The 14,964-nt window shown below is 68.7% G+C and carries 5 protein-coding genes and 6 pseudogenes; 8 read left to right on the top strand and 3 right to left on the bottom strand.

Translation table 11 applies throughout. The features are described from left to right. The first annotated feature begins 1 nt into the window (after position 1). From FRZ33_RS16945 to FRZ33_RS09685, 8 genes and pseudogenes are all read left to right on the top strand, one after another. On the top strand, positions 2-1,171 hold the full coding sequence (locus FRZ33_RS16945) for a GGDEF domain-containing protein (RefSeq protein WP_146909345.1): 1,170 nt from the start codon (positions 2-4) through the stop codon (positions 1,169-1,171). Next, positions 1,056-2,392: pseudogene (locus FRZ33_RS09720) on the top strand (FAD-dependent oxidoreductase). The gene FRZ33_RS16945 and the pseudogene FRZ33_RS09720 overlap by 116 nt, the downstream one beginning before the upstream one ends. Further along, positions 2,389-3,827, top strand: a pseudogene (gene sbcB, locus FRZ33_RS09715) (exodeoxyribonuclease I). The pseudogenes FRZ33_RS09720 and sbcB overlap by 4 nt, the downstream one beginning before the upstream one ends. Further along, positions 3,824-4,507 carry a DUF2461 domain-containing protein gene (locus FRZ33_RS09710; protein ID WP_146909342.1) on the top strand — a complete coding sequence of 228 codons (684 nt, stop codon included), beginning with the start codon at positions 3,824-3,826 and terminating at the stop codon, positions 4,505-4,507. The pseudogene sbcB and the gene FRZ33_RS09710 overlap by 4 nt, the downstream one beginning before the upstream one ends. Positions 4,508-4,815: 308 nt before the next feature. Beyond that, entirely contained in the window at positions 4,816-5,670 is an 855-nt protein-coding gene (locus tag FRZ33_RS09705; protein WP_146909340.1) for an alpha/beta hydrolase family protein, read from the top strand. 3 nt (positions 5,671-5,673) lie between these two features. Next, complete coding sequence (locus FRZ33_RS09700; protein WP_146909338.1) at positions 5,674-6,501, top strand: DUF4785 domain-containing protein; 828 nt, start codon at positions 5,674-5,676, stop codon at positions 6,499-6,501. Further along, a pseudogene (locus FRZ33_RS17745) lies at positions 6,446-6,936 on the top strand (DUF4785 family immunoglobulin-like domain-containing protein). Before FRZ33_RS09700 ends, FRZ33_RS17745 begins: the two are co-directional and overlap by 56 nt. Positions 6,937-7,012: 76 nt before the next feature. Beyond that, positions 7,013-8,147, top strand: a pseudogene (locus FRZ33_RS09685) (MFS transporter). On the opposite strand, the gene FRZ33_RS09680 reads toward FRZ33_RS09685, so the two are convergent. The 3 genes and pseudogenes from FRZ33_RS09680 to FRZ33_RS09670 all read right to left on the bottom strand — a co-directional run bounded on the left by FRZ33_RS09680 (position 8,144) and on the right by FRZ33_RS09670 (position 14,959). Then, positions 8,144-9,070, bottom strand: coding sequence for a 5'-nucleotidase (locus FRZ33_RS09680; RefSeq protein WP_146909331.1), 927 nt, complete (start codon positions 9,068-9,070; stop codon positions 8,144-8,146). The pseudogene FRZ33_RS09685 and the gene FRZ33_RS09680 overlap by 4 nt on opposite strands. A 42-nt stretch (positions 9,071-9,112) precedes the next feature. Next, positions 9,113-9,882 (bottom strand): annotated as a pseudogene (locus FRZ33_RS09675) (NAD kinase). A 92-nt stretch (positions 9,883-9,974) separates the two neighbouring features. Beyond that, a pseudogene (locus FRZ33_RS09670) lies at positions 9,975-14,959 on the bottom strand (NAD-glutamate dehydrogenase). Between the last annotated feature and the right edge of the window lie 5 nt (positions 14,960-14,964).

Raw genomic sequence — 14,964 nt, 5'->3', positions numbered from 1 at the left:
CATGCCTACCCTGCGCCGCGACTCGTTCACCCTGCTGCGCGAGTTGATGCGCTGGCGCGTGGCGCTGGTGCTGTCGGTGCTGATCTTCCTGTTGATGATCGTGCTCGGCACGGTCAATACGCACCTGGGCTTTCCCGACACGGCACGGCTTGCCTGGATCGTGCTCGGTATCGCCGGCGCCTGCATCGCGGTGCTGCTCACCCTGCCCCGGCACCTGGGCGGCACCATCTTCTTCGTCAGCATCGCCCTGCTGCTGGTGGGTGTAATGGCCTTCGGGCCCTTCCACGACCGGCCGATGCAGCACTGGGCCTACATCTTCCCGCCGGTGATCGTGTTCCTGGTGCGCTCGAAGCTGGCGCTTGCGATCATGATCGCGTTCGGCGCCTACGCCTCCGCGACCATCGCGCCACTGCTGCCCGCCATCGACGTGATCCGCTTCGCCAGTGGCTACGGGATGCTGGTCTGCTTCATGTTCACCTACGCCCTGCTGCAGGAACGCGCCGCGGTGATGCTGCGCTACCACTCCGACCACGACGCACTCAGCAACTGCCTGAACCGGCGCACCTTCAACGAGGCGATCGAACAGTTGGGCGACGGCCGCAGCACGACCCGGCTCTGCACCTTCCTGCTGCTGGACATCGACAACTTCAAGGCCATCAACGACCAGCACGGCCACCTGGCAGGCGACCGGATCATCACCCAGGTTGCCGCCGAACTTGGCCGTGCGCTGGAACCGGACATGCCGCTGTTCCGCTACGGCGGCGAGGAGTTCGCGGTCCTGATGTCGGGGCGCGGGTTGGCCGAAGGCCAGGCCGTGGCCGAACGCCTGCGCCAGGCCATTGCCACCGCCGATTTGGGGCGTGGCCATCACCGCCAGCATCGGCGTGGCGCAGTGGCGCCGCGACGACGGCAGCCTCACGGTGGCGCTCGACCGCGCCGACCGCTGCCTCTACGAAGCCAAACGCGGTGGCCGCAACCGCGTGGTCACGGACGGCCTTACGGCCTGAACCCCAACGGATACCGACACGATCGTGCACGCCAATCCCCAGCAAACCATCACCCTCGTCGGCGCCGGCCTGGCCGGCTCCCTGCTCGCGATCCTGCTGGCGCGGCGCGGCTGGAAGGTCGAAGTGTTCGAAAAGCGCCCCGACCCGCGCAAGCGTGGTTATGAGGGCGGCCGCTCGATCAACCTGGCCCTGGCCGAACGGGGCCTGCACGCGCTGCGCGTGGCCGGGCTGCAGGACGCGGTGATGGCGCAGGCGGTGATGATGCGCGGCCGCATGGTGCACCCGCTGGGCGGCGACACGATGCTGCAGCGTTACGGCCGCGACGACAGCGAAGTGATCTGGTCGGTGCATCGCGGCCGCCTGAACATCGCCATGCTCGACGCCGCCGAAGCCGCCGGTGCCACGATCCGGTTCAACCAGCGGCTGGACGGTGTCGATTTCGCCGCGCGTACCGCACGCTTCGTGGACGACCACGAGCGGCACGCGCACGAGCACCGGTTCGAGGTGCTGCTGGGCACCGACGGCGCCGGCTCGGGCCTGCGCGAGGCGCTGCGCACGATCATCGACCTGGGCGAAAGTTTCGAACCGCTGGGCCACGGCTACAAGGAACTGGAGATCCCGCCGGCCGCCGATGGCGGTTTCGGATCGAAGCCAACGCCCTGCACATCTGGCCACGCGGCGGTTACATGTGCATCGCCCTGCCCAATACCGAGAAGACCTTCACCGTCACCCTGTTCCTGCCGAACGCGGGTGACCCGAGTTTCGCCACCCTGCCCGACCTGGCCGCGGCCCGCGCCTTTTTCGCCCGCGACTTCGCCGACGCGCTGCCGCTGGTGCCCGAGTTCGACGCCGACTGGACCAACAACCCGGTCGGCGGCCTGGGCACGCTGCGCCTGCAGCGCTGGCGCCTGGACGATCGTGCACTGCTGCTGGGCGACGCCGCCCACGCCATGGTGCCCTTCCACGGCCAGGGCATGAACTGCGCCTTCGAGGACTGCGTGGCGCTGGACCAATGCATCGCCGCCGCCCCCGACTTCGCCACGGCCTTCGCGGACTTCGAGAACCTGCGCCGGCCCAACGCCGAAGCCATCCAGGCCATGGCCCTGGAAAACTACGTCGAGATGCGCGACCGCGTGGACGACGCCGACTTCCTGCTGCAGCGCGCGCTGGAACGGGTGCTGGCCGAACGGCACCCGGGGCGCTTCGTGCCGCGGTATTCGATGGTCAGCTTCACGCGCGTGCCGTACGCCACGGCCTTCGAACGCGGCAAGGTGCAGCGCGCGATCCTCGTGGAAGCCACGCGTGGCTGCACACGCCTCGAGGACGTGGACCTGGCGGCAGCGGATGCCCTGGTCGTACAGCGGCTGCAGAGGCTCGAGGCGTGAGTTCCCCGACCTTCCTGTTCTACGACCTGAAACCTTCGGCCGCGACCCGCGCCGCACCCGCATCGCCCAGTTCGCGGCGATCCGCACCGACCTGGACCTGAACCCGGTCGGCGAACCGACCAGCCTGTTCTGCCAGCCGGCCAACGACCTGCTGCCCTCGCCCGGCGCGACCCTGATCACCGGCATCACCCCGCAGCAGGCCATGGCCAATGGCCTGCGCGAGGCCGAGTTCATGGGCCGCATCGCCGAGGAGCTGGGCCAGCCCGGCACCTGCGCGGTCGGCTACAACTCGATCCGCTTCGACGACGAGTTCGTGCGTTTCGGCCTGTACCGAAACTTCCACGACCCCTACGAGCGCGAGTGGAAAAACGGCAACTCGCGCTGGGATCTGCTGGACGTGCTGCGGCTTGCCGAAGCGCTGCGTCCCGAGGGCCTGGAATGGCCGAAACGCGAAGACGGCGCGCCCAGCTTCAAGCTCGAGCACCTGGCCGAAGCCAACGGCGTGCGCGAAGGCGACGCGCACGAGGCGCTGAGCGACGTGCGCGCCCTGATCGGCCTGGCGCGCCGGTTCAAGGCGGCGCAACCCAGGCTCTGGGACTACGCCTTCGCCCTGCGCGACAAGCGCAAGGTCGGCGCGCTGCTGGACGTGGTGAACATGACGCCACTGCTGCACATCTCCTCGCGCTACCCGGCCAGACGGCACTGCGCCGCCCTGGTGGTGCCGGTCGCGCGGCATCCGAAGATCGACTCGCGCGTTATCGTCTGCGGCCTGGATGATGACCCGTCCGCCTGGCTCGACCTCACGCCCGACGAGATCGCCGACCGCCTGTATACCCCCGCCGCAGACCTGCCCGAAGGCGAACGCCGGGTACCGCTGAAGGAAGTGCACGGCAACAAGTGCCCGATCCTGCTGCCGCTGGAGCATCTGCGCGAGGTCGATTTCGATCGCCTGGGCATCGACCGCGAGGCCTGCCTGGCCCGGGCCGCGCAACTACGTGCCGCGCCCGGGCTGGCGGAAAAAGTGCGACGCGTCTTCGCGGCCGAAAGCGCGCGCGAACCGGCCGATGCCGATGCGGCGCTGTATGACGGTTTTCCATCCGACGCCGACAAGCGCCTGTTCTCGCGCGTGCGCAGCGCGGCCCTGGAAGATCTCGCGTCCTTCGGGCCCCGTTTCGACGACCCGCGTTTCTCCGAACTGCTGTTCCGCTACCGCGCCCGCAACTGGCCCGACTCCCTGGACACGGGCGAACGCGCGCGCTGGGACGACTACCGGCGCCATCGCCTGGCTCCCGGCAGCGGCCTGTCCGAATACGATTTCACGGCCTATTACGCCGAGATCGCGACACTGCGCGCCGGTACCGAACCCGGTCCCCGGCAGGCGTGGCTGGACGCGCTGGAGGCCTGGGGCCGCGACCTGGAGTCTTCCCTGGCATGAGCACCTACTTCAGCGACAAGACCTTCAAGTTCCTGCGCGCCCTGGGCCGCAACAACAACCGCGACTGGTTCACGGCGCACAAGGCCGACTACGAGACGCACCTGCGCCAGCCCTTCCTGCGCCTGATCACCGACCTGCAGCCGGACCTGGCGGCGATCAGCCCACACTACCGGGCCGATCCGCGGCCGATGGGCGGGTCGCTGTTCCGCATTTACCGCGACACCCGCTTCGCCAACGACAAGACGCCGTACAAGACCTGGTCGGGCGCGCGTTTTTTCCACGCGCGCAGCAAGCAGGTACCGGCGCCGTCGTTCTACCTGCACATCGCGCCGGGCGACTGTTTCGTCGGCGGTGGGCTGTGGCATCCCGAGCCGGAGACGCAGCGGCGCATCCGCGGTTTCATGCTCGACAATCCCAGCGGCTGGAAGGCCGCGGTACAGTCGCCGGCCTTCCGCCGCCGTTTCGAGCTGACCGGCGACACCCCGGTGCGTTCACCGCGGGGTTTCCCGGCCGACCACGAGCTGATCGACGACATCAAGCGCAAGGACTTCGTCGCCGGCGCCGGGCTGGACGACGACATCGTGCTCGGCCTGCGCCTGCGCCAGTCGGTGGCCGCGCAGTTCAAGGCGTTGGCGCCGATGATCGACTACCTCTGCGCGGCGCTCGACCTCGAGTTCTGAGCGCGTGAAGGCTGCTGCGAGGCGCTGTCGGCGTCCCGGCACCGTTTCCATACGCAGGCCCGGCGGGGTTCGCAGTTGCCGGAACCGGCCCGCGACCCGATAGCGATACTGCGCAGATTGCGGCAGCGCAGCAGCATGGCGTGAAACCATACCCTGCCGCATCGCAGCATCGAATTGTGTTGACGATCACGGATTTACCCGTAGTGTCGAGCGCCATACGCCGGCGCAGGGGAGCGCCGGTTCCACCGCAACGCGGCGACGCAAGGACGGGGAACCCGCGTGACGCATTGAGTTCCTGGGGAGGGATCGTGCGCTATCTCATCTTGGCCGCCCTGGCGGTCGTATCCGGCGTGTGCAACGCCAACACCGGTGTCGCCTTCGTGCATGGCACCGGCCAACAGAGCAACGCCACGGCGGACTACTGGAAGCCGGAGTTCGTCAACAACGTGCGCGGCGGTTTGCCGAATCCCGCCAACTACGTCGTCATCAACTGCGACTTCACCAAGTACATGTGGGACAACGCCGCCGCCGGCTGCCTGGCGGGCCAGCTGACCACTTTCATCAACGGCAAGGGCATCACCCGGCTGATCGTGATCACGCACAGCAACGGCGGCAACGTGATGCGCTGGATCCTGTCCAACCCGACCTGGGACAGCCGCTATCCGGACATCATCGCCAAGACCGTGCGGGTGAACGCGCTGGCACCGTCCTCGGCCGGCACGCCGCTGGCCGACGCGGTGATCGCCGGCAACGTGTTCGAAAGCGCGGTCGGCTGGCTGCTCGGCTACAAGAACGACGCGGTGCGGATGCAGCAGACCAGCTGGATGGCCAGCTACAACGCCAGCTGGCTGCTCGGCACGTCCGGTCGTCCCGCCCTGCCCAGGACCTTCCGCAACGTGGTCGGCACCGACGTGGATTCGGCGATCTGGGATTCGGACAGCTACTGCGGCGGTTATTTCGAGAACGTCGGGCTGGAGACCACCCAGCTGTGGCTGAACTCGTGTTCCGACGGTTTCCTCAACTGCTCCAGCCAGTCGGCGGCCGGCAGCCTGTGGTTCCAGGACAAGTCGCGGATGCGCGGCAGCGAGCCGCTTTCGCACAACCAGAGCCGTCGCGCCTGTTTCGGGCTCGATTCCATCCTGCGCACCGACATGGGGAGCTGAGCCATGAACAAGAATCTCCTGTTCTGCCTGATGTCCCTGGCCCTCGCCGCGTCGGCCCAGGCCGGCAACCTGCTGCCGCCCGGCAGCGCCGACCAGTCGCCCACGAAGCTGATGGCGGCCCCGGTGCCGACCGGCAAGTTCGAACGCCAGCCGCTGTCCTTCGCCTGGGCGCTGGACCCGCAGGCCGGGCTCGAAGCCAGCGCGCCTCACCTGGCTGAAAGCCGCGAGTTCTGGGCGATGGCCGACGGTGCCGAACTCAAGCGCGGTTTCGACATCCAGACCACCGCGCCCGGTGCCGTGATCCGCATCAGCCCGGCCGCCGGCAATACCGCAGTGGATCCGGGGTCGGTGCGCGTGATGAAAAACGGCCGGATGATCCCGGAACCGCAGTCGTTCCAGCGCAAGGCCAACGCCCGGCAGCTGCGGGCCGCCGGCATGGACGTGCCCGAGGGTTCGGCCATCGTGCAGATCGCCGCGGCGCATGGCCAGGGCCGTTTCCAGGTCGCCCTGCCCAAGGCCAGCGGACGCTACCTTTATGGCACGTGTACGAACCCGAGAGCCCCTACGTGCTCAAGGCGCAGGCGGCGCGCAGCCATTGGCTGGCGGGCGACACGCTGGAAGTCGCCGCGGCGATGCAGCGCGGTCGGACCCGCCTGGCCGGCGGCCAGGTCGAGGGCGAACTGGTGTCGCCGTCCGGGCGCAGCTACCCGCTGTCCTTCCGCAACGGCAAGGCGCGACTGGCGGTGCCGGCGGATGCCGGGGACGAGCCGGGCCTGTGGGAAGTACAACTCTTCGCCGGCCAGGTGGTCGGGGAAACACGGTGCAGCGTGACGCCCGCACCGCGGTGGCGATCGCCCGGCCCACGGCCCGCCTGGCCGGTGGCTATGGCTTCGACGCCGGCACGCTGCGCTTCGACCTGCCCGTGCAGGTCGCGGCGGAGGGCCGCTACGAGCTGCGTGGCACGCTGTTCGCCGCCGGTCCGGACGGCGTCAGCCGGCCCGTGTCGCAGGCGCATGCGGCGGACTGGCTGGCCCCGGCCAGCGCCGCCTGGGCCTGGCCTTCAATCGCGGCCACGTGCCTGCCGGGTATGGCGCGCCGTTCGAGCTGCGTTTCCTCGAGCTCAAGGACCAGACCCGCATGGGTACGCTGGATACCCGCGAGCTGGCGGCACGCGAAGCCGGCGCCGCAGCGCCGAACCCCGGCCCTCGGCCGGCCCCCACGCGGCCGACGGACCCGGTGGACAACAACCGCCTGGCCGAACGCTAGTTCCGGCCGCCGGGCAAACCGGCGATGATGACGGCCGGGCCTTCGGGTCCGGCCGTTCTTCTTCCGGGCGCCACGCATGGACGCGAACCTGCGGCGATTTTCGCTGTTCTATTTCTGCTACTACGCGGCGCTGGGCGCCTACTCACCCTACGTCGGGCGCTGGGTGGACGCGCTGGGACACGGCGGATACGTGGTCGGCGGCATGCTGGGGCTCTGGTACGGCACGCGCATCATCGCGCCGCCGGCCTGGGCGGCATTGACGGATCGCAGTCCGCGCCCGGGGCTCTGGTTCTTCGCCGGCTGCGTGCTGACGCTGCTTTTTCGCCGCTTTCGTGTTCACCCGCAGCGCCTGGGCACTGCTGTCGGTGATGGCGGTGTTCGGCCTGTTCTACAACGCGGTGATGCCGCAGTTCGAGGCGATGACGCTGACGGCGCTGGGGCCGCGCGCCGACCTGTACGGACGGCTGCGGGTCTGGGGTTCGATCGGATTCCTGCTGGTGGCCGGCACCTACGGCGCCTTGCTCGACCACTTCGGAGGTGATTCGTTTCCATGGCTGGCCCTGCCACTGTTCATGGCGATGGTGCTGGCCGCCTGGCTGCACCGCAACGACGAACCACCCCGGCACGAGGAAACGGCCGGCGATGCCGGGCACCTGTGGAAACGCCCGGGCGTACGCCGGTTCCTGATCGTCGCGCTGCTGATGCAGATGGGTTTCGGGCCGTTCTATGTGTTCTACACGCTGCACCTGCAGGCGCATGGCCATTCGGGCGCCGTCATCGGTGCCTTGTGGGCGTTGGGCGTGCTGATCGAGATCGTGATGTTCTGGAAAGCGCCGAAACTGATCGCGCGCCACGGCGCTTCGCCCCTGCTGATGGCCTGCCTGGTGGCAACCGTGTTGCGCTGGCTGCTGACCGCCTATTTCGCCGACTCGCTCGTGGTGATGGCGCTGGCGCAGGCGACGCACGCGCTGAGTTTCGCCACCTTCTACGCCTGCTGCATGCGCCTGATGGCGGACTTTTTCCCCGGCCGCCGTGCCGGCGCCGGGCAAAGCCTGTTCTTCGGCTTCAGCCAGGGCGTAGGCGGTGTACTGGGTGCGGCGATGGCGGCGCTGGCCTGGGAAAGCGCGGGCGGCGGCGAGCTGGCGTTTGCGCTGGGCGCGGCGGTGACGGGCGTGGCGTGGCTGATCTACGCGCTGAGGCGTCGGGCCTAGTTTTCGTTGGTGACGCCATAAGGCACGTGCCCGGTCGCCACGTGCCGGCGTGCGTTCTCGATGTTGTGCCGGGAGTCGTCGAAGAAGATGTCGGCGCCGAAGGCCTGCAGGAACGGCCCCTTGTCGCGGCCACCGAGGAACATGGCCTCGTCCAGGCGCACGCCCCACTCGCGCAGGGTCAGGATGACACGTTCGTGCGCGGGTGCGGAGCGTGCCGTGACCAGGGCCGTGCGCAGGGGCGAATCCTCGCCCGGCGGAAAAGCCTGCTGCAGTTCGTGCAGCGCCGCCAGGAAACCGCGGAAGGGCCCGCCCGACAGCGGTTCGTACACCCGCGTGGATTCGTTGCTGTGGAAGGCCGCCAGACCCGACTCCTGCGAGACACGCTCGGACTCGTCGCCGAAGATCACCGCGTCGCCGTCGAAGGCGATGCGCAGCTGCGGATGCGAAGGTTCGAAGGCCTTGGCGGGCAGGATGGTGGCGGCGGCGAAGCCGTTCTCCAATGCGCTGCGCACCGATTCGGGATTCGCGGACAGGAACAGCTGCGCCCCGAACGGCTTGATGTAGGGCCAGGTCTCGGCACCGCTGGTGAAAACCGCGCGCACGATGCCCAGGCCGTAGTGCCGGATCGAGTTGAAGATGCGCAAGCCGGTGTCGGACGAGTTGCGCGACAGCAGCACCACCTCGACCCGCGGCCGGTCAGGCGGTGCACCGGCGTTGAGCGCCAGCAGTTTCTGCACCAGCGGGAAAGCGATGCCCGGCGCCAGGATTTCCTTTTCACGGCTGCGCTGGAACTCGGCATAGGCGTCCAGTCCGCTGGCCTGGAACAGCGCATGGCTGTCTTCCAGGTCGAACAGCGCACGCGCGGTGATGGCCACGACCAGGCGGTCGGCGGGGCGTTCGGGCGGGAGGGACTGCGGGCTCATGGCGGTAGTGTGGCCGTTCGCGGTCTCAGCGTCTGCGACGGCTCAGCTGATGAACTGCTCGTTGAGGATGCGTTCCTCGAGGTTGTGTTCGCGGTCGAACAGCAGGGTGACCGTGCGCTCGCGCGACTCGCGGATGACCACTTCCGCCACGTCACGGACCTCGTGCGAATCGGCGGTGGCGCTGACCGGCCGCTTGTAGCCGCCCAGCACCTCCAGCCTGACCTCGGTGTCGGCCCGCAGCAGCGCGCCGCGCCAGCGCCGGGGCCGGAAGGCGGCGATCGGCGTCAGCGCGATCACCTGCGAACCCAGGGGCAGGATCGGACCGTGCGCGGAAAAATTGTAGGCCGTGCTGCCGGCCGGCGTGGCGACCAGGGCGCCATCGCAGACCAGTTCCTCGAGACGGACCTGGCCGTTGAGGAAAACGCGCAGGTGCGCGGCCTGGCGCGTCTGGCGCAGCAGCGACACCTCGTTGTAGGCCAGCGAGGTGACGGTAGCCCCGGATTCGGTGGTGGCCACCATCTCCAGCGGCCGCAGCACCGTGGCTTCGGCCGCGTGCAGGCGTTCGATCAGGCTTTCGGGCCGGTGCTGGTTCATCAGGAAACCCACCGTGCCCAGCTTCATGCCGTATACCGGGCGGCCCAGCGCGCCGTGCCGGTGCAGGGTCTGAAGCATGAAGCCGTCGCCGCCGAGCGCGCAGACCACGTCGGCCTGGTCCGGTGCGACCTGGCCATGCAGGGCGGTGAGTTTGGCCAGTGCCGCCTGCCCTCCGGCGTCGGGCTGGCGAGGAAGGCGATGCGCGGTTGGGCGGGCAGGCTCATGGGGCCGAGCTTACTGTAGGAGCGGCTTCAACCGCGACCGCCCCTCCCCACCCCTCCCCACGCGTGGGGAGGGATGCGTTTGGGAATCAGGCACTGCGGCTGCCGGCGCTGGCGACCTGCGCCAGCCTGCGCACGGCCACCGACAGCGTCGGATAGTCCAGTCCGCGCAGGTTGCGCATGTCGGCGAACATGCCCAGCGTGTAGCGGAGCGTGGCGTCGTCGCGGGCAAGCCAGGATTCAACCAGCGCCTGCGGCTGGGTGCCCGCCTCGGCCGCGGCCAGCACCTGCCCGACCAGGGCACGCTGCTGGGCCTGCAGTTCGTCGCGCAATACGCCACGGGCCTGGGCATGCCAGCGGCCTTCGACCGGCAGCGCTTCGACGCTGTCCATCAGCCACTTGGTGTGCAGGGCATCGGACAGGCTGAAGTACGCTGTCGCGACGTCCAGCACCGCCAGCCGCTTCTCGATCGCGACCTCGACGATGTCCAGCGCGTAACTGAGGAAGGACAGGCTGGCGAAGGCCAGCGCCAGTTCCTCGGGGAAACCGAGCTGGCGCCAGCGGGCCTGGTCGGCCAGCAGGTCGGCGCGCGCACCGGCCGGCAGCACGTCGGCCAGCGAACGGTGCAGCAGGGCGACGCCGTCGGCGTAACGCTCGACCTTCTCGGCGATGTTGAGGCTCTCGCCCGGGCGGTTCAGCAGCCAGCGCGTCATGTTGCGCTGCAGGTGCCAGATGCCCATCAGCGCCTCGAGCTGGGCGCTTTCCGGCACCTTCAGGTCCAGCGCGTCGATGCCGGCCCAGAGGTCGCGGGCGCGCAGCACTTCGCGGCTGATGGTGAACGCCTTGGCGATCTGCGCCGGGGTCTCGCCGGTGTCCTCCTGCATGCGCAGGATGAAGGTCGAGCCCATGCGGTTGACGGTGGAGTTGGTGACCGCGGTCGCGATGATCTCGCGGCGCAGGCGGTGGTTCTCCATGTCCTGCGCGTACTTCTCCTGCAGGGCGTTGGGGAAGTAGCGCACCAGCTCCTTGGACAGGTAGGGGTCCTCGGGCACGTCAGAATCGAGCATCTGATTGAAGATGACGATCTTGTCGTAGCTCAGCAGCACCGACAGTTCGGGGCGGGTGAGGCCCTGGCCGCGCGACTTGCGGTCGTTGAGCTCGGCGTCGGTGGGCAGGAACTCGATGGCGCGGTCCAGCAGGCCCTGGCCTTCCAGCGTGCGGATGAAGTGCCCGAACGAACCCAGGCGCGACACACTCATGCGCTCCATCAGGCTGATGGCCTGGTTCTGGCGGTAGTTGTCGTTGAGCACGAGCTCGCCGACCTCGTCGGTCATGCTGGCCAGCAGGGCGTTGCGCTGCTCCTGGCTGAGCTCGCCGCGCTTGACCGGGGCCGCCAGCAGGATCTTGATGTTCACCTCGTGGTCGGAGGTGTCCACGCCGGCGGAGTTGTCGATGAAGTCGGTGTTCACCAGCACGCCCGCGAACGCTGCCTCGATACGGCCGCGCTGGGTCATGCCCAGGTTGCCGCCCTCGCCCACCGCCTTGCAGCGCAGCTCGTTGCCGTTGACCCGCAGGCCGTTGTTGGCGCGGTCGCCGGCGTCGGTGTGCGATTCGCTGCTGGCCTTGACGTAGGTGCCGATGCCGCCGTTCCACAGCAGGTCCACCGGCGCCTTGAGGATGGCGTTCATCAGTTCCATCGGGCTCATCTGCTCGACGCCCTCGGCGATGTCGAGCGCGGCCCGGACTTCCGGCGTGATGGCGATGGACTTGACCGAGCGCGGATGGATGCCGCCGCCGGCCGAAATCAGCGACTTGTCGTAGTCCTCCCAGCTCGAGCGCGGCAGCTTGAACAAACGTTCGCGCTCGACGTAGCTGCGCGCCGAATCCGGGTTCGGGTCCAGGAAGATGTGGCGGTGGTCGAAGGCCGCGACCAGGCGGATGTGTTTCGACAGCAGCATGCCGTTGCCGAACACGTCGCCCGACATGTCGCCGACGCCGACGCAGGTGAAGTCCTGCGACTGGCTGTCGATGCCGAGCGCACGGAAGTGGCGCCGCACCGACTCCCAGGCGCCCTTGGCGGTGATGCCCATGCCCTTGTGGTCGTAACCGACCGAACCACCCGAGGCGAAGGCGTCGTCCAGCCAGTAGCCGTGTTCGGCCGCGATGCCGTTGGCGATGTCGGAGAAGGTGGCGGTGCCCTTGTCGGCCGCGACCACCAGGTAGGGGTCGTCCAGGTCGTGGCGCACCACGTCCACCGGCGGCACCACTTCGCCGTTCACCAGGTTGTCGGTGATGTCGAGCAGGCCGTTGATGAAACGTTTGTAGCAGGCGATGCCCTCGGCCAGCTGGGCGTCGCGGTCGCCGCCCACCGGCGGACGCTTGACCACGAAGCCGCCCTTGGAACCCACGGGCACGATGACGGTGTTCTTCACCATCTGCGCCTTCACCAGGCCCAGCACCTCGGTGCGGAAGTCCTCGCGGCGGTCGGACCAACGAAGGCCGCCGCGCGCAACGGGGCCGAACCGCAGGTGGACGCCCTCTACGAACGGCGAGTACACGAAGATTTCCCGATAAGGCCGCGGCTTCGGCAGATCCGGAACCATCGCCGGGTCGAACTTGAAGCTGATGTAGTCCCGATGCGTACCGCCCTTCTTCTGGTAGAAGCTGGTGCGCAGCGTCGCGTTGATCAGGGCCATGAAGCCGCGCAGGATGCGGTCGTCGTCGATGCTGGTGACCACGCTGTCGAGCAGGATCTCCAGCGCGTCGGTGCAGGCGTCGATCTGGGCGTTGCGGTCGAGTGTGCGGGCGGCGGAGATCTCCTGCGGGATCGTGTCCAGCGACTTGCGCTTCTCGCTGGGCAGCAGCCAGGCGATCTGGTCGTGCAGGGCCTGCTGGCCGGCGGCGTCGAGCGGCTGTTCGCGGCCGGGTTCGAAACGCGCGGCGAACAGCTCGTACAGAAGGCGCGCGATCACCGGGTAACGCTGCAGCGCTTCTTCCATGTAAGGCTGCGAGAACGGCACGCCGGTCTGCAGCGAGTATTTGGCGTAACCGCGCAGCATGGCGATGTCGCGCCATTCCAGGCGGGCGCTGGGCAGCAGGCGGTTGAAGCCGTCGTTCTCGGCGTCACCGCGCCAGACGGCGGCGAACGCCTCCTCGAACGGCACGCGCGCGGCCTCGACGTCGATCTCGCCGCGCAGCGACTGCACCTCGAAATGCTGGATCGAGATGCTTTCGCCGTCCACCAGCAGTTCATAGGGATGTTCTGCCAGCACGCGCAGGCCCAGGTTCTCCATCACCGGCAGCACGTCCGAGAGCGCAATTTCGCTGGCCTGCCGGATCAGCTTGAAGCCGAGCGAATCGCCGCTGCCGCGCGAGAAGGCGATGCGCAGGTCGTCCGGGCCGCTCAGCAGCGAAGCCTGCAGCACGTCGGCGGCGGCGTTCTCGGCGCTGACGGCCTCGACATAACCGGCGGGCAGGCCGCGACCAAAACGCTGGAACAGACGCAGCCCCTGTTCCTCGCCATGGGCGCGCACCAGGTCTCGCGCAGTTCGTCGTGCCAGTCGCGCACGATGCCGGCAAGCGCGGCTTCCAGCTTGTCCTGGTCGTACTGGACGCTGGCACCCGCCTTGGGACGGATCACCAGGTGCAGCTGGGCCAGCGGCGATTCGCCGATCTGGATGTTGTTGTCCAGGCGCTCGCCCTGCAGTTCCTGCATCAGCAGCGCTTCGATGCGCTGGCGGATGCCGGTGTTGAAGCGGTCGCGCGGGATGTAGACCAGGGCGGAGAAGAAACGCCCGTAACGGTCGCGGCGCAGGAACAGGCGGGTGCGCGCGCGCTCCTGCAGGCCCAGGATGCCCATGGCGGTGCGCTGCAGTTCGTCGGCGCTGGACTGGAACAGCTCCTCGCGCGGCAGCGTCTCCAGGATGTGGCGCAGGGCCTTGCCGCTGTGGCTGTTGGTGGCCAGGCCCGAAGCCGCCATCACGTGTTCGTGGCGCTGGCGCACCAGGGGTATCTCCCAGGGGCGGCGGTTGTAGGCGCTGGAGGTGTAAAGGCCGAGGAAACGCTGTTCGCGCACCGCAATGCCCTTTTCGTCGAACACCAGCACGCCGATGTAGTCCATGTAACCCGGGCGGTGCACGGTGGCCCGGGCATTGGTCTTGGTCAGGATCAGCGCGTCGAGCTTCTGGCCCGGCGCCAGGTCGGCGGCGGCCAGGCCGGTGATCGGCCGCGGCTGTACCAGGTGGTCCTTGCCGCGCAGCAGGCCCAGGCCGCTGCCCTGCACGGCCGCCAGCTTGCGGTCCACTACCTCGTATTCGCGGTAGCCCAGGAAGGTGAAGTGGTTGTCGGCGGCCCAGCGCAGGAAGGCCTGCGCCTCGGCGCGGCCGGCGGCGTCCACGGGCATCGCCCGGGTCGCCAGTTCCTCGGCGATGGCCAGCATCTTCTCGCGCATCGGCGCCCAGTCGGCCACCGATTCGCGTACGTCCACCAGCGCGCCCTGGATCGCCTGCTCGATCGCCGCCATCGCGTCGGCGTCGGCCAGCCGGTCGATCTCCGGGTGCATCAGCGATTCGGCGGTGCCCTCGCCCACCGCCTGCAGATTGCCGGCGGCGTCGCGACGGATGGCCATCACCGGATGGGCGATCTGGTGCAGGCTGACACCGCACAGGGACAGCGCCATGCGCACCGAGTCCACCAGGAAGGGCATGTCGTCGTTGACGATGCGCACCAAGGTGTGCGTGCTCTCGAAACCGTCGGCGGCCAGGGTCGGGTTGAGCACCGCGATCTTGGCGCGGCCGGCCTCGCGCTGGCCGGCGAAGGCCAGGAAGGAGCGCGCGGCGGCGGCCCAGTCGGCGGCCGGGCGTGACGCCAGTTCGTCTTCCGGCAGGCGCTCGAAGAAGCCACGGGTGAACCGCTCGAGCAGTGCCTTTTCGGCAGCGGGAAGGCCGGCCGGCAGGGCGGCGATGACGGCATCGAGGGTGTCGGCGGAGGCCAGGGCGTGGGCGTTCATTGACCGCGTTCTCGCAGGGCGTGGATAAAGTGCGAAATTGTAGCCCTGGGCGCAGGCGGCGGCCAGCGCAA

This window comes from Arenimonas daejeonensis, assembly GCF_007993735.1.
GTDB classification, from domain to species: Bacteria; Pseudomonadota; Gammaproteobacteria; order Xanthomonadales; family Xanthomonadaceae; genus Arenimonas; species Arenimonas daejeonensis.
Note: the sequence above shows the minus strand (reverse complement) of the source record. Positions and strands in the feature narration are given on the sequence as shown.

What these genes read in the sequence shown, in the direction of transcription:
- FRZ33_RS16945 (WP_146909345.1), top strand. Translation starts at nt 2, where the DNA reads ATGCCTACCCTGCGCCGCGACTCGTTCACCCTGCTGCGCGAGTTGATG.
- FRZ33_RS09710 (WP_146909342.1), top strand. Translation starts at nt 3,824, where the DNA reads ATGAGCACCTACTTCAGCGACAAGACCTTCAAGTTCCTGCGCGCCCTG.
- FRZ33_RS09700 (WP_146909338.1), top strand. Translation starts at nt 5,674, where the DNA reads ATGAACAAGAATCTCCTGTTCTGCCTGATGTCCCTGGCCCTCGCCGCG.
- FRZ33_RS09680 (WP_146909331.1), bottom strand. Translation starts at nt 9,070, where the DNA reads ATGAGCCCGCAGTCCCTCCCGCCCGAACGCCCCGCCGACCGCCTGGTC.